This window comes from Paenibacillus sp. NPDC101420 (assembly GCF_050277435.1).
In the GTDB taxonomy this organism is placed as follows: Bacteria; Bacillota; Bacilli; order Paenibacillales; family Paenibacillaceae; genus Paenibacillus_AQ.
The window spans coordinates 1,531,242-1,549,710 of the sequence record NZ_JBNNSE010000001.1; the positions used below are offsets into that span (position 1 = coordinate 1,531,242).

General features: G+C 43.9%; 11 protein-coding genes and 3 pseudogenes. 4 read left to right on the plus strand and 10 right to left on the minus strand.

Features of this window, described 5'->3' with window-relative positions; genetic code table 11:
• Positions 1-46 precede the first annotated feature (46 nt).
• From ACQKMP_RS06685 to ACQKMP_RS06725, 9 genes and pseudogenes are all read right to left on the minus strand, one after another.
• Positions 47-2,239 (minus strand): annotated as a pseudogene (locus ACQKMP_RS06685) (glycoside hydrolase family 3 N-terminal domain-containing protein); the annotation flags it as partial.
• 639 nt (positions 2,240-2,878) lie between these two features.
• Positions 2,879-3,511: pseudogene (locus ACQKMP_RS06690) on the minus strand (S-layer homology domain-containing protein); the annotation flags it as partial.
• Positions 3,512-3,746: 235 nt separating this feature from the next.
• Complete coding sequence (locus ACQKMP_RS06695; protein WP_427469041.1) at positions 3,747-5,819, minus strand: methyl-accepting chemotaxis protein; 2,073 nt, start codon at positions 5,817-5,819, stop codon at positions 3,747-3,749.
• A gap of 48 nt (positions 5,820-5,867) precedes the next feature.
• The gene (locus tag ACQKMP_RS06700) at positions 5,868-6,830 is read right to left on the minus strand and encodes an acetylxylan esterase (RefSeq protein ID WP_427469042.1); all 963 of its coding nucleotides are present in this window, start codon (positions 6,828-6,830) and stop codon (positions 5,868-5,870) included.
• Positions 6,831-7,526: 696 nt separating this feature from the next.
• A complete protein-coding gene (locus ACQKMP_RS06705) occupies positions 7,527-8,558 on the minus strand; it encodes a glycoside hydrolase family 130 protein (protein WP_379422683.1) in 1,032 nt (343 codons plus the stop codon).
• A 76-nt stretch (positions 8,559-8,634) separates the two neighbouring features.
• A complete protein-coding gene (locus ACQKMP_RS06710; RefSeq protein ID WP_042186110.1) occupies positions 8,635-9,468 on the minus strand; it encodes a carbohydrate ABC transporter permease in 834 nt (277 codons plus the stop codon).
• Positions 9,469-9,471: 3 nt separating this feature from the next.
• Complete coding sequence (locus tag ACQKMP_RS06715; RefSeq protein WP_042186108.1) at positions 9,472-10,353, minus strand: carbohydrate ABC transporter permease; 882 nt, start codon at positions 10,351-10,353, stop codon at positions 9,472-9,474.
• Between the two features lie 129 nt (positions 10,354-10,482).
• On the minus strand, positions 10,483-11,853 hold the full coding sequence (locus ACQKMP_RS06720) for an ABC transporter substrate-binding protein (protein WP_042186107.1): 1,371 nt from the start codon (positions 11,851-11,853) through the stop codon (positions 10,483-10,485).
• Positions 11,854-12,173: 320 nt separating this feature from the next.
• Positions 12,174-12,953, minus strand: a complete 780-nt coding sequence (locus ACQKMP_RS06725; RefSeq protein WP_042186104.1) for a response regulator transcription factor — start codon at positions 12,951-12,953, stop codon at positions 12,174-12,176.
• A gap of 302 nt (positions 12,954-13,255) precedes the next feature.
• On the opposite strand from ACQKMP_RS06725, the gene ACQKMP_RS06730 reads away from it, so the two are divergent.
• The 4 genes and pseudogenes from ACQKMP_RS06730 (at position 13,256) to ACQKMP_RS06745 (ending at position 17,791) form a co-directional block, all read left to right on the plus strand.
• Positions 13,256-14,206 (plus strand): glycoside hydrolase family 113, encoded by a 951-nt coding sequence (locus ACQKMP_RS06730; protein WP_427469043.1) that lies wholly within the window; start codon positions 13,256-13,258, stop codon positions 14,204-14,206.
• Positions 14,207-14,228: 22 nt separating this feature from the next.
• Complete coding sequence (locus tag ACQKMP_RS06735) at positions 14,229-15,443, plus strand: AGE family epimerase/isomerase (protein WP_427469044.1); 1,215 nt, start codon at positions 14,229-14,231, stop codon at positions 15,441-15,443.
• Complete coding sequence (locus ACQKMP_RS06740; protein WP_427469045.1) at positions 15,443-16,615, plus strand: glycoside hydrolase family 130 protein; 1,173 nt, start codon at positions 15,443-15,445, stop codon at positions 16,613-16,615. The genes ACQKMP_RS06735 and ACQKMP_RS06740 overlap by 1 nt, the downstream gene beginning before the upstream one ends.
• Positions 16,616-16,889: 274 nt before the next feature.
• A pseudogene (locus ACQKMP_RS06745) lies at positions 16,890-17,791 on the plus strand (manganese catalase family protein).
• Between the two features lie 63 nt (positions 17,792-17,854).
• Here the strand turns inward: ACQKMP_RS06745 and ACQKMP_RS06750 are convergent.
• On the minus strand, positions 17,855-18,415 hold the full coding sequence (locus ACQKMP_RS06750; protein WP_042186094.1) for a GNAT family N-acetyltransferase: 561 nt from the start codon (positions 18,413-18,415) through the stop codon (positions 17,855-17,857).
• Positions 18,416-18,469 lie beyond the last annotated feature (54 nt).

The window sequence follows — 18,469 nt, forward strand, 5'->3', positions numbered from 1 at the left end:
TTGGAGCAGCAACGAGTCCTTCTTCAGGTTCAGTTCCGGGATCAACAGCTTTTTTGTATTTCGCTGTCCGGGCATCGTTAATTACGCCGCTCCAGTTCATCCCGAAGGCAAAGTCATAAGCATTCCCTTCAGAATCTACATAGACTTTCATATCATGGGATACATCCTCATACTGCTCCTCTACCGTCTTCATGTCTTTAGGCATTTGCATAGGCAGAAGGGCCGATGGTTCATATGCACCTACCAGAATATCGAAGATCGCTTGATTCTGAATGCCAAAGTTCGCAATAATCGCATCCGCACGATCTTCGAATTCAGCAACAATCGTTGGATTAGACATCGTTAGGGAAACGACTACTGGTTTATCTCCCATTGCTTTTTTGGTATCAAGCACCAGATCAAGATCAGACTCATTGGATGCCGTAGTCTTCTTTCCCTTGTAAGAACGGTTCAATACATCTCTTGCATCACCAGCCAAACTCGTTTCACGTGCATACTCCGCTGTATATGGACGATACTGCAGGCTGATCGGGATATACCCATTACCTCCGGCATCTACGTCAGCTTTGCTGTAGCCTGCGCCAGTTTGCGGATTCTTGATAAAGACAATCGCGCTGTCAGCTTGAGCCGGATCATCCGTCACATTGAAGTATTTCTTCAGCTGATCAATGTTGACAGGATACGAATACGATTTGGTAGCTGCATCATAAGTTTTTGGAACATAAACTTTCTCATCTTTTTTAAGTGGAAGTACATGGTTATCTTTGTTTTTCAGCATAATGACTGACTTTAATTGGGCCATATAACCCTCTGTCATAAACTCCTTGTTACCCACAGTAGCTTTTGTTTCCTCTACATCAAGATATGGATTCTCAAATAGCCCTGCGTTAAAAATATTAGTAAGTAGTCGTACTGCTGACTCTTCAAATCGTGTCCGTATCACCTTCTCGCCTTGTTTCTCAATTCCTATTTGATACGCTGCAATGATAGGTTTGGAATCGTTATTTCCACCGAATTGGTCGACACCGGCCATGATGATTCGATAGTGACGTTCCGCAACTGTGTAATTTTCTTCTACACCCCATGGGCGGTTACCAAATAATTCAACAGGTCCTTCATCGCCTGTGATTCCCCAGTCTGTTGTGATTACCCCGTCGTAATGATACGTGTTCCGTAAAAGATCGGTGATTACATAAGGACTATACGAGTTCCCTACATTCTCTCCATTCGCCTTATCCTGATTAAATGAGATTGTATAATACGGCATAACTGCAGCGGCTTTTCCAGTCGGTCCTTCCAGGTCAAATGCTCCTTTTGTAAAAGGAATCAGATGCTCATCGAAGTTATTTCCCGGATAAACAGCATACTTTCCGTACCCGTAGTGCGCATCTCGGCCGCTTTCACCTGAACCCCCACCTGGCCAATGTTTTACCATAGCATTCACACTCTCATTGCCCCATCCATCGCTGCTGCCCGGTGTAGTCTGAAAACCATCCACATAGGCTCTTGCCATATCAGCAGACAGTTTGGAGTCCTCACCAAATGTTCCGCTGAAACGAGTCCAGCGCGGTTCCGAAGATATATCCACCTGAGGGGATAAAGCTGTTGCGATGCCAAGCGCCCTGTACTCTTTAGAAGCAATTTCGCCAAACTGCTTCGTCAGATTGGCATCGAAGGAAGCAGCAAGACCTAGTGCCTGCGGCCACATCGAGATCGCTCCACCTGATCCTTCGTTATACTCTGCGTTAGCTACAGTGCTATGACGAGGGTCCGAGCTGTTATTAGCTGGAATACCAAGTCCAATCTTCTCCACTAAGGCTTGGGCATTGTTGTTCCAACGGGCAGCCACCTCAGGGCTCTCAACCGTAGTAATCAATACATGCCGCAAGTTATCTTCTGTCAAGAATACTTTCTGTTGGTCTGTTAGATCGGATGCTAATGCACCGCTTTCCACCAGCGGTTTTCCACCATAAGTTCCCCCACGGAATCCCGAAGCTGAGGCTGCTGGTATGGATTGATGACCACTGTACAGCATAAGTCCGGCAATTTGCTCCACAGACATTTGCGAAGCAAGATCCGTAGCTCTTACTTCTGTGCTAAGACGCCAATCCTCATATTTGTCTAGCTTGCCGTTTTTATTCAAATCTTTAAATGCTAACCCATCTACGGTTAACAGAGCTACCCCTGATTGTGTTGAGTATCCTAAGGTCTCTCCACCAGGATTGGTCACTGTACCAATCGTACCAACAACGCTTTGGCTCCATTTCGTGCTACTGCCTCCATTATTTGAGCCTGACCCGGACCCTCCGCCGCCAGTAGCAGGACTGCTGGTTGGCTTAGCCGCAGTATCTTTACCATCATAAGTAATTGTTCCTTGGCCAACCTCTTTACCATCAATGATCACACCTGAAGTTTGTACCACGATACTGGTCACATTTTTCCCACCAGTTATGATTGTTCCCTCTGCTCCTGGCCGGATAGTGATCGTTCCCACCTTCGCCCCATCATTGATTACAATAACGGTAGGAACTAAAATTTCCATAGATTGGATTGCAGTGAACCCTTCGGCTACAACTCGAACCTTTCCGCCTTGCTTATTAATGGTTACACCCGACAAAGTGCTACTCTTCAAGTGAATACTGTCTATTCCACCGCCGCTTACAAACGTGGTTCCAGATACGGTTACTTGATCAAGTGTAGCCTCTCCGTTACCGATACCTGCGGTTAAATATAAATCTCCACTCACTTTGCTACCAGATAGGATTGCTCCTGAAGCAGTAATTAGCGCAGAGCCCGCGATCGCCGTGGCATCATAAGTACCTGCAGCATTGTAATATCCTTTTGCCATACCATCAATAATCTTAATGACCTCAGCACGTGTTATGGATCCCGTTGGTTTGAATGTTCCATCCGTATACCCGTTGATAGCCCCTTTTTGAGTAAGGATGCCAACCGCTGAGGCAGCATAAGCACTTATTGAAGCAGCGTCCGAGAAGGATAGGGAAGCCGTCCCTGCCTGTTTCAATTCGAACACACGAGCCAGCATGGTTGCAGCGTCCTGTCTCGTTAGGTAGTTATCTGGTTTCGCAAGATTACCTGCAAAACCTTCAAAGTAACCTGCTTGACGTGCGATCAGCACATCAGCTGCATACCATTTCCCGCTCGGTATATCGTTAAAGCTATTGCTTGTTTGCTGTGAAAAACCGAATAATCGGTTGAGCACTGCCACGAATTCTGCTCTAGTTACTTTTCCGTTTGGTAGGAAGCTTCCATCCGTATATCCATTTATAATTCCGCTTGACGCCCATTTTCCTATTGGTGATTGCGCCCAATGCCCGTTTACGTCCTTAAAACTCGCAACCGTTTGAACATTTGTAATTTCAGCGGCAAACGCCCCTGGATTCACAGATGAGAATAACAACGCAGCGACTGCTAAGCTACTGGCCAGCTTTCTAGCTATGGGCATTTTCTTAACTTTTAGGCTTGAACTGTTTTTATATTTTGTCAACATGCCATCCTCCTCAGTAAAATATGTAAACGCTAACAATACTGTCTAACAAAAGGATCTCTTCAGTTCACCCCCTATTTGATAGACATATTATAGCTTGAGGTTTGGGATGGCTTATCTAGACTATCTTCAGATGCATCTGGATTATTTTATACTCGCTACATGCCGCTCAAAACAAAGAACCGCTTCTCCTAAAGGAATAAGCGGTTCTTTAATTTAGTATTCTGTTAAGGCTACCCTACACGCTGAATTTCGATAATTTCTCCTTTAACTGCAAGGATGCATCCTCCAGCTTCAAAGAAAGCTCTACCAAATGATCACTTACACTTTGTTGCTCTCCACTAAGTGAGGCAACTTCTTGAGAGGCAGCTGATGATTCCTCAGCTATTGAGCTTACGTTGCTCATCGAATCGGATAGAACCTTTTGCGATTGACTCAGGCTGTCCATCGACACAGTTACAGCATTCAGACGGGCGATAAAATGCTGCATCTGATCCTGCACAGATACGAAGATATCGCTAGTACTCTGCACGGAAGTCATTTGCTGATTAAAGAGCGGTGCAACTTCTGAAAGGACCACAACCGTCTCGTTCATATCTCTCATAACGGTATCTGTTATTTCTGCCACAACAGCGATAGACTCTTTCGATTGATCTGCAAGCTGGCGTATTTCATCGGCTACCACCATGAATCCTCGCCCGGCCTCGCCTGCTCTTGCTGCTTCAATGGTGGCATTCAGAGACAAGATATTCGTCTGCTGAGTAATATTTTGCATCACATTAAGAACCTTCATAACGGAAGATGCCGCTTCTGTCAGCTCGTTAACCTTCAACACAAGCTGATTCGTCTTCAGGCCCGTCCTATTCGTCTCATTAAGTAATTCTTTCAACCTGTTGAAGCCTTCCTCACTGAGTTCGCCGATGCTATGTGCGGTGTGATCCATCTCGTGAGTAGCTGAATTGACTAAATCCATCTGTACCGAAATTTGCCCCGTCAACTCATTGCCACGATCAGCTTCCAAGGCCAGACTGCCTGCACCACCCGCAATTTCTTCCGTGGCCGCAGCAATATCCATAGCTGCATCAGCTGTCTTGCGCGAAACACCGCTAAGCTCATCGGCGGTTTCCAGTACCTTCCGAGCGGTTTCATTCGTATGGATAACCAGCTCTGTTATTCGTTCCATCATCATGTTAAAAGAACTGGATAACTGACCGATCTCATCACGTGATGTGATATTCGTACGCACCCCTAGATTCCCTTCGGCTCCCTCTGACATCAAATTCTTAAGTCTGGTCAGCGGTCGAGATACCATTCTGAACATCCAATACCCTATTAAAATAGCGATAACAGCAGCTACAGCAACAATAATATAAGTAGTCTTGAGAATACGCAGCGCGTCTTTCGTCAAGTTCTCAGCCGGTACAACACCAAGTAACCTCCATCCCGAGGTTTCTAGTGTTCCGTATACAGCTAATATAGATTTCCCCTTCTCATCCTTTGTTGGCAATGAGCCTGCTGTATTCTGCAGACCACCCAGAAGCGTCCCTCCCAGATTCAAATATGTATCCGTCCCCACTTGCTGGGAGGAGGCTATCAATTCATCCTTATTCGTTAGCAATTGCATGTAGGAGCTTGTTCCAAGATCCACTTTACGAAGCTGATTTTCTAATTCGCTAATTCTAATATCGTTAATGACTATGTATCCTGAGCTTTCAGAATCACCAGCAATCGATTTGGCCAAATGGAAAACACCTGACGTATTTCCTTCCTGGCCCTGTAATTCACGTGGAATCCATACACTCTGTGGCTTCTCCTCTAGCTGCTTAAACCATGAGGATTCTCTGAAACTCTCAATAAAAGCGCTATCTTTTGTACCCGCCGAAGAAATCGGAAAATCTTTATTCATCGGAATAAGGTATACGGCCTCCACACCGTTTGATGCCGTGAGCCAATCATTTAGCTGCGCACTAATCTGGTTAGATAGTACCTTACGTTCCTCATTACTTGTAGTGGGATTATTCCCTTGTTTGAGTGCATTTTGAATTTCATTGTCGTACAAGATTCTACCTAGACCATCCTCATAACGTAACAATTCCACATCAAACTTCTCAGCGGTTTGAACGACTGTCTGTTGATTGGCTGACAGCGCATTCGTCTCGATCGTATGCTCAGCTACGGAATAGGAAGTGTAGCCGAGAGAGAGCACGAGCACCATCGTCGAAACAAAGAAGATGAGAAAAAGCCGCACCCCAATGGATTTGGATGGATGCAGCTGGAATCGTCTTTTTTCTTTTTTCACTTGTACTTTCATCTAATCATTCACCACCGTTGTCGTCTGTTATGCCTACTGGCTTATCGTTTACAAGGTCATGAACATTTGTAACACCCGATCGGAAAGATATGGCAAATACTCATGACCGTACTCATAATAAACCATAAGCTCTTTGGGCGCTAGTACTTTGTTGTACGCGGCAAACTGCGTTGAAGGTGGACAAATCACATCGGATAACCCTGTAACCCACAATATTTTGGCTTGAATTCGCTCCGCGAGATTCTGAATATCGATGTAACCCAGTCTATTAAAAATCTCGTCCTCACGTAAATGATGGGGATCAAAAAAGCGGAAATAATAGTTAATTTCCTCATAAGCTGACGTAGTGATATCAAGCTCCCAAGCCCGTCTATAATCTGAAAGAAAGGGATACACAGGAACGGCCATGCTCACACGCGGCTCTAATGCTGCACAAGCTACAGTAAGCGCTCCGCCTTGAGATAAACCAAAAGCACCTACTCGTGCTGGATCAACTTCTTCCATAGACATCAATATTCGAGCAGTCTGCGCTGTATCCAGAAACACATTACGATAATAAAGGTTGTGCGGATTAGGATCGTCAATGCCGCGAATAATATGTCCACGAATGGTTGTGCCTTTTACTGTAAGATTATCCTCGGAAAGTCCGCCTTGTCCCCGGCAATCCATCGCAAGGACACTAATCCCATGGGCCGCATAAGTCACCTTCTCCATCCAATCCCCGCTGTCACAGGAATATCCATGAAACATCACGACACCAGAACCTTTTTCTGAACCCCTTTTCTTCGGTCTTACATATTTACAATGGATTCTTGCTCCGCCAACACCGGTAAAATACAGATGAAAACATTCCGCCAGCTCGCTGACGAACTCCGCAGGCTCTAGTTCATAATCTAGTGACTGGGCGTCCAGATCATGCAAAGCCCGCTCCCAAAATGCGTCAAAGTCGACTGGTTTTGGGCTGCTTCCGTTATATTTTTTTAATTGTGACAATGTCATGTCATTTCCCATATTAAGGTCCTCCTTAAGGTTTTTTCACTTAAAAAACAATGGAAACGGAAAACCCGCTATGTGGGTTTTCCGTTAGTTTCTACTAATAACAAGAGCTCGCTAGTTGCACATTGTGCAACTATTACAGCTAAGTAAGTCGTGTTGTTCATTTAATTGCATTCTATACAACTAAAATTGCTCACAGCGGGGTTTCCGGGGCAAAATCGCCTGAAATAAGTGTACAATGTGCAACTATTTACACTAAACACCACCAAACTGGTTAGTTTAAGTGCACTTTGTGCAACTAGCGGCTTTAGCCTAGACATACTGGCGTCTCATGAATGAGCTCATAGTACTCACTCGTTGCTCTTTGGCTGCACTTTGTGCAATAGAATCTCTCCATATGAGTGTCCGTCTTTGTTCTATTGCACTTTGTGCAATCAGTTCGAGCGAAACCGAGCATAAAAGTGATTTTTGCGGAAATCCATTGCAGAGAGTGCAATAGATTCTATTTTCAGACGAAATCGAGAGTTTCTATTGCAGAGAATGCAATGAAAAGCCCAAACCACAGAACACAAAGCACGCAACGTGCAGAACCCAGCATACAAAATACAGCACACTACACGCCGCACACTTTTTTCGAACGCTGCTCAGCCACCAAATATCTACCCAACTTCACTCTACCTAAAGCTTGTTCCTCAAAGGTTGTTCACCCTATTAAATTTTACCTAAACCCGCATCATCGCCAACCTCTTCATGGGTGTCGATGACATAGTTGACGATTTCATCAACAGTTGTATATGCAACGCCTACATAAGTGTCAGCAGCGCCATAATAGATGGCGATACGGCCCGTTTCTGCATCATGCAGAGTGGCACATGGGAACAGAACGTTATTCACAAAACCTCTTTCCTCATACCATTCTTCAGGAGTTAGCACAAAATTTTTCGAGCGATATTTTACTTTCGAAGGCTCGTTAATATCCAAAATAACTGCACCCATGCTATATACAAGACCGTTGCAGGTTCCTGTAACGCCATGGTAGAACATCAACCAGCCTTCTGTAGTTTCAATCGGTGCAGGTCCGCCGCCAATCTTGACACTTTGCCACCAGCCTTGGCCACCTTTACTCATGACATGGCGGTGTTTACCCCAAAATACAAAGTCAGGGCTTTCACTAAGGAATACATCACCGAATGGTGTATGTCCGCTGTCACTTGGACGGGACAACATCACGAAGTTATTATTGATTTTTCTAGGGAATAATACACCGTTCCGGTTGAAGGGCAGGAATGGATTTTCCAAGCTGATAAATGTTTTGAAATCTTGCGTTTTAGCAACACCGATAGCTGCGCCGTAAAAATCTGTACACCAGATAATATAAAATGTATCTTCGACCTTAACCAGACGTGGATCGTAAGCATAACGCGGCTGATAAGAGTTACCTTCTTCATCTATAAATCGGATCGGCTCATCATCGATTTTCCAATCTAGACCGTCAACACTATGCCCCATGCGCAAATGCGGACGCGTTGTGTTATCTTCTACACGAAATACTCCGATAAAACTACCTTCAAACGCAGTAACCGCACTATTAAAAATACGGGCTACACCTTTTGCAGGATTTCTTTTGATAACCGGGTTATCATTATGTCTCCAAATCGGGTTCTCATAGCCAGCAGGCTTATCCTGCCAAGGCATGTTCGGGATGTTAATCGCACTTGCTCCAACCAATTTCACTTCACTCATTAGTATTCCCTCCAAATGTATGCAACTTTTCAGTTTGCTATTTTATCTAGTACTGCTATGAAATCCACTACTAAGCTTACTTAACGGAACCTTGTGAAAATCCATTGTAGATATACTTTTGCAACGCGGTAAACACAACCAATGTCGGAATAATCGCGATCATAATCGCCGCACATATTACTTCCCACTGCGATCCGTATGGACCTTTAAACTTAAAGAGTGCTGTGGAGATCGTTTGGAGATCTGTTTTCGGCATATATAGGAAAGGAGTGTAAAAATCGTTATAAATATTTACGCCCTTCACAATAATTACTGTTACAATCGCCGGTTTCAGCAGTGGCAAAATAATTCTCCAATAAATCGTCCAATACGAAGCCCCGTCCAGCATCGCGGATTCATCCAGTGACTCGGAAATCGAATCCAGGAACTGCATGAAAATATATACAGCAATAATATCCGTACCGAGGTACATCACGATGGGTGCCCATCTGGTATTAAACAGGCCCAAGTGATTGATGATTTGGAAGGTTGCCACTTGCGTTGTAACACCCGGAATCAGGGTAGCAATCAGAAACATACTGATGAGAACTTTACTGCCTTTAAATTTGAAACGGGATAAAATATATGCCATCATCGAACCCGTCAGCGTTGCACCCAGGATAGAGATCACAACGATAATGACAGTGTTTTTAAATCCTAGAAGCATTTTGCCATCAACAAAAGCCTTAGTGTAGTTGGAGAAATTCAGCCAATTCTCTGGCAGCGTTAACGGTCCGGTTGAAGCGTATTCCGGCCCTGTTTTTAATGAGGCAAAAAATACAACTACGATAGGTATCAATGCTGCAAGTGCTCCCAAAATCAAGGTGAGATATTTGAATATACTAGCAGTGGTATATTTTACAGAATGCATAGTTTATTTCTCCTCCTTGATCAGAACGCGCTGCAAAATAGTAACTACTATAACGATACCCAGCAAAACTACGGCCATCGCTGACGCTAATCCAACTTTGCTATATTTGAACGCTACATCGACCGTCTGAATAACAAATGTGCTACTTCCGTTAGATCCGCCTGTCATGACGTATGGAATTTCAAACACACCAATGGCGCCACTGACCGCAAGAATCAGGTTCAATTGCAGAATACGTTTAATACTTGGCAAAATAATATGCATAAACTGATGCCATCTGTTTGCACCATCAATCTCAGCAGCTTCATAAATATCCGAACCGATCGAGGAAATAGCCCCAAGGAAGATCAGGAAGTTCATCCCCATGTATCTCCACAGTGACGCACCTGCGAGCGAGAAGTTAATCAAGTTCGGATTGAGCAGCCACTTCTGCTGTAAACCGCTGAGTCCGAGCAGGTTAAGAATCGTATCTAGCGTTCCATCTGGTTTGAAAAAGAACAGAAAGATAAAGCCGATCGCTACACCGTTTAGCAAGGTTGGGAAGAACAAAATCCCTTTGAATAAATTTTTCATGCGAACACTAAAGCTCAGTATGGTTGCAAAATACAAAGCAAGTGCCATCTGAATAAAGGTAGTGAAGAAATAATACAAGCTGACCTTAAATACGGAAAAATACTCCGGTTTCGTAAAAATGGTTTTGTAGTTTTCTAACCCAACGTACTCCATGTTTTTACTTAGGCCATTCCAGCTGGTGAAGCTGTACCGAAACATACTGATTACTGGATAATAAGCAAATGTGAGTAGTAATACGATCGGCACTAATGAGAACAAGCATATGATGGCAATCCGTTGATTTTTGTAACTCAAATTCGAAAACTTGAACACCCGATACACCTCCAGAAAAGCATCCTCATTTATTTATGACTCGTTTAAATGTGAAGGGGGAAATGCCCGTTAGCATATCCCCTCCCACATCCACTACCGCCTATAGCATTTAAGAAAGCTTATAGTTGTTTACTGTGCTGTGACTTTAGCGCGAGCGGCTTTCCACTTGTCGTTGAGGTCCTTCATGATGTCATCATAGGATTCTTTTCTGTTGCCAATTGCGGCTTCAATAATCCGTTTCTTGAAGTCTGGTTGCCAAGCACCGATTTCGGCTTGTTTGTCGATTTCATCAGACCAGCCTTCTTCGCCGGCTTTAGCAGCTGCAAGTGTATCAAAGGTTACTTCAGTGCCTTCATATTGTTTCAGAATTTCTGGAAGCTCTGCACCGATAGCCGGACTCATACCGCCACCTTCAGTCGTTGGGTAGCCAGATTCGTTAATGAACCAATCCACCCAAGCTCTAGCAGCTTCTTTGTTTTTACTATGAACGCTGACACCCAGATTGTAGTCACCAGCAAGTGGTACAAGGATTTTATCTGCATTCGTAGGGAATGGCATAAAGCCGACATCATCTGGATTCGTTGCTAAACCTTTGATTTGACCGATTGCCCAAGATCCAAGAACCATCGTGCCGATTTTTCCGTTAGCCAGATCCGCTTTGGAAGATTCCCAGTCTGTAGTCGTTGGATCTTCTTCAATCAAACCTTTTTGTGCTGCATCATACAGGATTTTGTACAGTTCATAGTGAGGTTGGCCTGGAACATAGTTATCGTCGCTAGCCACTTGCCCAATGTTCACATAATCACGGTTACCAGCTACTGTAGCCAAATCCGCTTCCCATTGGGTCAATGTCCAGCCAGCTGCGTAGTTTGTGTACAGAGGCACAGCTTTCGTTTTATCTTTAACAGATTGCAGAGCAGTTAAGAATTGTTCAGGCGTTCTTGGAACCTCTGTAATCCCAGCATCTTTAAAGACTTGTTTGTTGTAAATAATACCGTTAAAGTTGATGGTCATTGGAATTCCGTAAGCCATTCCGTCTACTGCTCGTTCTTCCACACCTGTATATTGTTTTTGCATATCTTCGAGTGTACCCAGTGGTTCGAAGAAATCGGGAATATCTTTAATAGCTATGCTTGTAGGTAACAACAGAACGTCGCCATAGTCACTAGTGCTCATGCGAATTTTAATTTGATCTTCGTAAGTAGCAAGCGCTTCAAAGTTTACCTTTACATCAGGATATTTCTCATTGAACTTAGCCGCATACTCTTTGAATACGGTATCAACAATATCCGTTCTTTGCGTAATGACCGTGATATCCCCTTTAATATCCTTGGCTGCTGCATCATCAGCCGGAGCTGCCGTCGCCTCTGTTGAGGATCCATTGCTTCCTGTGTTTTTAGCACCTTCATTGTTGGTGTTGTTGTTTGAGGAACAACCGCTAAACAATCCTGCCATAAGTGTCAGTGCCATCAAGCCCATCATTGTTTTGCCTTTTTTCATGCTTTTACGACCCCTCTCTTCAATTCGACTCTAATTTGGTTTAATAACAAAAATAATAACTTTTATCATCACCATCAATTTAATAGAGTAATCACTATTATCAAAATCACTGAAATACTCTTGAAAAAAAGTGATGATATCGCTTACAAACTCATTATAGATCTATTTTTAACGCAAAACGATGGTTTGAATTGCTTTTTCTGGTCTTGTATTTGTTATTTTTGTTTTTGTTATGGTGTTTTTATTATCTAATTTATTGAAAATAACCACAAAAAAAAGAGAGCTTATCGCTCTCCTAAATAATAGCTTCCTATATAGGACTAAAACTCACGCTCCATTTTCGGTAATTTACAGCCACTTTTATAATCCTTAGGTGTCATACCACACATTTTCTTGAACAATTTATTAAAATAAACCGGATCACTATAGCCAACCTTATCGGCAATTTCATAATTTTTTAAGTCGGGATGCTCGATCAGCAATTCTTTCGCCTTAGTAATACGAATTCGAATTAGATAGTCGGTGATGGTTTGCCCCGTCTTTATTTTGAACAACCGGCTGAGGTAGCTCGCATTCATACCGACGGTCTCCGCCAAACGCTCAAGTTCGAAGTTCTGATCATACTCCCTCTCCAGTATGCTTTTAGTCTGTTCAACTACGTAATGCTCTCCACCATCTGCCGCTTGAGAGAACATCTCCTCCTGCTCTGTGACGTTCTTTTTCTTTGTATCCTCTACTCTCTTGAGCAATTCATATAACTGAGTCTTATCAATAGGTTTTAGTAAATAATCCATCACCCCATGGCGGATTGCTCGGCGGGCATATTCAAATTCACTAAAACCGCTAAGAACGGCAATAGGTATATCCTCCATATGTCCTCTAACCTGTTCAATCAACATAAAGCCATCCATTCTAGGCATTTTGATATCTGTAATAAGCAGATCAATGTCATCTCGGGATAACTTTTCAAAATGCTCCCAGGCTTCCACCCCGTTACCGTAGGATCCAATTACATGTACATCTAGCTCCATCCTCGATGTGATTTTTTCGAGCCCCCTGCGAATGACCTCCTCGTCGTCCGCAATCATAACATTTATCATTTGAGCACTTCCCTCCAGTTGTATCTGCCAGTTATTATGAATGCTCCATCATCACGAATAGAATTCTTCCTATGTATTACGACAATGTACGATTACACTCTTTTATAGTCTTGTATTTACTATAACGAAAGTTATTCTAATTTCCCAGCTGCAACTATAAATTGTCCTTGAAATCATCTTCGAAAAAGTATATAACTAAATTAAGTTGTTATCATAAACTAACAAATTAATAATAACTATATAACAAAATTATTTTACTAATTATTCTCTTTTCTATTTTCAATGTAAGGTGGGGATTCTCGATGGTATTTAACAACGAATACATTGCAGGTATAACCTGGGGCTTCTCGGGTACACGTGGTTCATGGAAAACGGAAGAAGCGGAACGTTCGATGGAACTCATGTCTTCAGTCACTGGAGCGAACTGGACGGCCATTGCCTTTAGTGCGCTTCAAGCTACCGCTCATTCTACGGAAATTCCCTACTGGGAGGCGCCAACCGTTACCGACGAAGAAGTGAAACAGTCCATCAGTAAAGCGAAGTCACTGCAGCTAAAGGTATGCCTGAAGCCGATCGTTAATTGCGCGGACGGAACTTGGCGTGCTCACATTAACTTTTTCGATAAGGATGTTCCTTGCGAGCCTAAATGGTCGGAGTGGTTCAGCTCTTATACTAAATTTATTCTGCATTATGCTGCTATTGCTGAAGAAACAGGCTGTGAGATGTTCTGTATCGGCTGCGAGCTTGTACAAACGGATAGACGAGAAACCGAATGGCGTACGCTTATTGCCGAGGTTCGGAAGGTTTACTCAGGAATTCTTACTTATAATTGCGATAAGTATCAGGAGGATAACGTGACCTGGTGGGATGCGCTCGATGTAATTTCTTCAAGTGGATATTATCCAGCCAACGATTGGGAAGCTCAGCTCGACCGGATTGAGCATGTGGTGAGATCACAGAATAAGCCATTCTTTTTCATGGAAGCGGGTTGCCCAAGCCGAAGCGGGAGTGCGGCGATCCCTAATGATTGGACCTTGAAGGGTGAACCAAGTCAAGCAGAACAAAGCAAATTCTATCAGGCAATGTTTCAAGGCTGTGAGCGCAGAGATTGGGTTCAGGGCTTTATGCTTTGGGATTGGCCTACTCATCTTTATCCAATTCATGAAGCAGAACACAATGATGATTATTGTATGTATGGCAAACAAGCCGCTGGGATCATCAACGATTACTTCACCTCGAAAATCAATAAGTAATGTGAGGAGTGACTACTTACCAATGATTAATTCACCAGAATTATGGTTGACCCAGCTTGAGGATGAGCTACAGGGTAATATTCTTAGTTTTTGGATGAAACAGACGAAGGACGAAATCAATGGCGGTTTTGTTGGTGAAATCGACAATCAGCTGAACATTGCACCTGACGCGGAGAAAAGCCTTGTGCTTAATGCCCGTATTCTTTGGTCCTTTGCCAGCGCTTACCGGAACTACGGCAAGACAGAATATCTGGCCATGGCAGAGCGTGCCTATGCCTATTTGATGGATCATTTCATCGATAAGGAGTATGGCGGATTATACTGGATGGTGAATGCTGAAGGCAAACCTTCTCAGGAGAAAAAACAGATCTACGGCCAAGCTTTTGCTATCTACGCATTGGCTGAATTCTACCACGTGACTGGACGGCCTGAGGTGTTAGATGAGGCCATTCAAATATTCCGGCTTGTTGAGAAATATGGCTATGATTCAACTTATAAAGGTTATGTTGAAGCTTTATCTCGGGAATGGCAAATCACGGATAACCTCAGTCTTAGCAGCAAGGACTTGAATGAAAAAAAATCTATGAATACCCATCTGCATGTTCTGGAAGCGTATACCGGTCTCTATCGAGTATGGAAGTCAGAGGAGTTGGCGAGTACGCTGGCTGAGCTAATCGAAACGATGCTGGACCATATCATTGATAACGAAGGCAAGCATTTTCATCTTTTCTTAGATGAGGCATGGAATGTAAAGTCAGATATTATCTCCTATGGACATGATATCGAAGGCAGCTGGCTGCTTGTGGAAGCCGCAGAAATACTTGGCGAAGAAAAGCTGCTACAGCGTGTTCGAACCGTCGCTATCTCCATGGCAGAAGCTGTTCTTGCAGAAGGTATAGATACCGATGGCGGGATATGGAATGAAGCTGATCCGAGCGGATTGCTAAGCAAAGATAAAGATTGGTGGCCGCAAGCGGAGGCGGTTGTTGGATTCTATAATGCTTATCAGCTGACCGGTGACAGCAAATTTAACGAGGCTGCCCAAGCCTCCTGGACTTTTATCGATAAATATATGGTGGATCACAAACAAGGCGAATGGTACTGGGGCGTGGACGAGAAGCATCTGCCTCTCCCTCACGCAACCAAGGTTAGTGCCTGGAAATGCCCTTATCATAACAGCAGAGCCTGCTTCGAAATGATCGCACGACTGAATTCAACCCTAAAGGAGACTGTATAATGTCATCGTTATTTCATGAACGCAAACAACTATTAACAGAACGTTATGAAGCGCTGATCACCCGTAAAAATGAAAAGCTTCCTTGTGGAAACGGTATTTATGACCGTTATGCTTATCCACTGCTTACCGCTGAGCACGCTCCTCTAATCTGGCGTTACGACTTCAACCCTGACACTAATCCTTACTTCGCTGAAAGAATCGGCGTCAACGGCGTTTTCAACCCGGGTGCCATTGCACTGAACGGCAAATTCTATCTTGTTGCCCGTGTTGAAGGCAATGACCGCAAATCTTTTTTTGCTGTAGCAGAAAGCGACAATGGCGTAGACGGCTTCCGCTTCTGGGATCATCCAGTCGTGTTGCCTGAGACAGAAGCTCCGGATATCAACGTTTACGACATGCGCTTAGTAAGTCATGAAGATGGCTGGATCTATGGCCTCTTTTGTACAGAACGCAAAGATTCAGACGCCCCACACGGTGACCTTTCCAGTGCAGTAGCACAATGTGGTATAGTTCGCACAAAGGATCTGAAGACCTGGGAACGTCTGGCCGATCTTAAGACAGGTTCTGCTCAACAGCGCAATGTCGTGCTCCACCCTGAATTTGTGGATGGAAAATACGCCTTCTACACTCGCCCACAGGATGGCTTTATTGATGCAGGCTCCGGTGGCGGTATTGGCTGGGGACTCTCGGATACGATTGAGGATGCCGTGATTACAAGTGAGACAATCATGGATGAGCGCCACTACCATACCATCAAGGAAGTTAAGAATGGCCAAGGTCCAGCTCCAATCAAAACACCAAAAGGCTGGTTGCATATCGCACACGGTGTGCGAAACACTGCCGCTGGGCTTAGATACGTCCTTTATGCCTTTTTATCTGATCTGGAGGAGCCAAACAAAGTCACACATTCACCAGGCGGTCATTTCATCGCACCAGACGGTGAAGAACGTGTCGGTGATGTCTCCAACGTTGTATTCTGTAACGGTGTAATTGCACGCGATAACGGTGAGATCTATATCTACTACGCTTCCTCCGACACCCGCATCCATGTAGCAACAACTACGGTTGATCAAATGTTAGATTACGTACTGAACACACCAGAAGATCCACTCCGCTCTTATGCTTGTGTAGAGCAACGTATCGCCCTCATCGATCGTAATTTAGCGCTGTAAATAAGAGTTCAGAGTCCTTAAAAATCAACAGAGCAGCGATTCTCCTTAATGGAGGGTCGCTGCTCTGCGTTTTTGATCATTCTGTGTCCCCTAGCACGTTACTATGGGTATTTGATAGTGTTTACTAATGCTCTTTCGACTTGTAAATCTGTTCATGGATACTCCCTTATTGTTGATAAATATCCATACTTTTTAGCCGTTTAATGATTAATTCCTATAGATTAAGCTCAAAATAGCTCAGTAATCCCCTAACTCCAAGGAGGCTGAGATATAAATGTTCAAACGTATGGATGAGATCATGATCGAAATTCCTGAAGTTGAGAAGCCAGATCCCAATGCTGCTGCCGCTGTACAAGAACTGCTTGGCGGAAAGTTCGGAGAAATGTCGACCCTTAACAATTATCTCTATCAATCCTTTAATTTCCGTTCAAAAGACAAACTGAAACCCTTTTATGATTTGGTGATGAGTATAACAGCGGAAGAGCTAGGCCATGTGGAGCTAGTTTCGCATGCCATCAACAAATGCCTTCGAGGGTCAACAAGTTATAAAGAGCCTGATTCCACCCCTCTAGGGTCCGTAAAGATGCGCGTTTATCCTATCACTTTCTGGCGGGGGCTCAAGGTGCTATGCCTTTTGATTCAACGGGGAATCCATGGACCGGAGCAAATGTATTTAATAGCGGCAACTTAGTGGAAGATCTGCTACATAACTTCTTCCTCGAATGTGGAGCCAGAACACATAAAATGAAAGTTTACGAAATGACGGACCATCCAGCTGCACGCGCTGTAGTCGGATTTCTCTTAGTGCGCGGTGGTGTCCATGTGGTCGCTTATGCCAAAGCCATCGAAATCGCAACAGGTGTTAATGTAACGAAACTCGTGCCGGTTCCTTCGTTAAATAACAAATCGTTTAGTGAAGCGAAGAAATATGAGGAGAAGGGTGTGCATACAAAGCTGTACACCTGGAGTGACAGTGACTTCGGCGCCATCGATCAGATTTGGAAGGGAACCCACCCAGAGGATAACCTCCCGCTTGAAGTCATTAAGGGAGCACCTAAAGGCTTCCCGATCCCCGTAGCTCCTGCTGTCGAAGAGGAGTTCGCCCCAGGAATCTCCCCCGAAGACTTTAAAGAAATTGCCAAACGCCTCAAAATGGCTGGAAATATTACCGAATAATATTTAAAATGAATCTGGTGAGGAATTTACGCAGCGTCTTCCTCACCATAGGTTCACTTTTTTTTAATTGTACAAAGCCCGATATTCATCCTCCAGCATAGACATCAGAATCATGTTATGAAATTCTCCGTCTACATAAAGAGCATCCCGCTCTACACCATCGTGCTTGAAACCAAGCTTCTCATAGACATGAATGGCTCTTGGATTAAAAGGATATACACCCAGATGGATACGATGCAGCTTCAAGGCTTCAAAGCCATATCGCAGCATTTGAGTCATAGCCTCAGTACCGTAACCCTTCCCTCTATGTTCATGACTACGAATCCCAATTCGAATATTTGCGCTACGGTTGTCCGGATCTATTTCGTTCAGAACCACTTCTCCAATAAGCTCATCCGTTTCCTTGACGATAATCATAAGATCCACACGATCCTCAGCTGGAACACTAATCTTTCGAATCCATGCCGAAGTTTGCTCGCGAGAGATTTCCCCTTGCGACCCTGTTAGACGACCCATCTCATCATCAAGTAAAAATTCGTAATAGGCCTCCAGATCGGACTCTCCTACACCACGCAGATGAATATTTTCGCCTTCGATCTTAGGTATTGCAACTGCTTCTGACATAACTGAATTCCCCCTAACCAAAATTCCATGACTTTCAATTATTTTTAATCGGCT

What these genes read in the sequence shown, in the direction of transcription:
- ACQKMP_RS06750 (WP_042186094.1), bottom strand. Translation starts at nt 18,415, where the DNA reads ATGTCAGAAGCAGTTGCAATACCTAAGATCGAAGGCGAAAATATTCAT.
- ACQKMP_RS06735 (WP_427469044.1), top strand. Translation starts at nt 14,229, where the DNA reads ATGATTAATTCACCAGAATTATGGTTGACCCAGCTTGAGGATGAGCTA.
- ACQKMP_RS06710 (WP_042186110.1), bottom strand. Translation starts at nt 9,468, where the DNA reads ATGCATTCTGTAAAATATACCACTGCTAGTATATTCAAATATCTCACC.
- ACQKMP_RS06705 (WP_379422683.1), bottom strand. Translation starts at nt 8,558, where the DNA reads ATGAGTGAAGTGAAATTGGTTGGAGCAAGTGCGATTAACATCCCGAAC.
- ACQKMP_RS06720 (WP_042186107.1), bottom strand. Translation starts at nt 11,853, where the DNA reads ATGAAAAAAGGCAAAACAATGATGGGCTTGATGGCACTGACACTTATG.
- ACQKMP_RS06700 (WP_427469042.1), bottom strand. Translation starts at nt 6,830, where the DNA reads ATGGGAAATGACATGACATTGTCACAATTAAAAAAATATAACGGAAGC.
- ACQKMP_RS06695 (WP_427469041.1), bottom strand. Translation starts at nt 5,819, where the DNA reads ATGAAAGTACAAGTGAAAAAAGAAAAAAGACGATTCCAGCTGCATCCA.
- ACQKMP_RS06725 (WP_042186104.1), bottom strand. Translation starts at nt 12,953, where the DNA reads ATGATAAATGTTATGATTGCGGACGACGAGGAGGTCATTCGCAGGGGG.
- ACQKMP_RS06730 (WP_427469043.1), top strand. Translation starts at nt 13,256, where the DNA reads ATGGTATTTAACAACGAATACATTGCAGGTATAACCTGGGGCTTCTCG.
- ACQKMP_RS06740 (WP_427469045.1), top strand. Translation starts at nt 15,443, where the DNA reads ATGTCATCGTTATTTCATGAACGCAAACAACTATTAACAGAACGTTAT.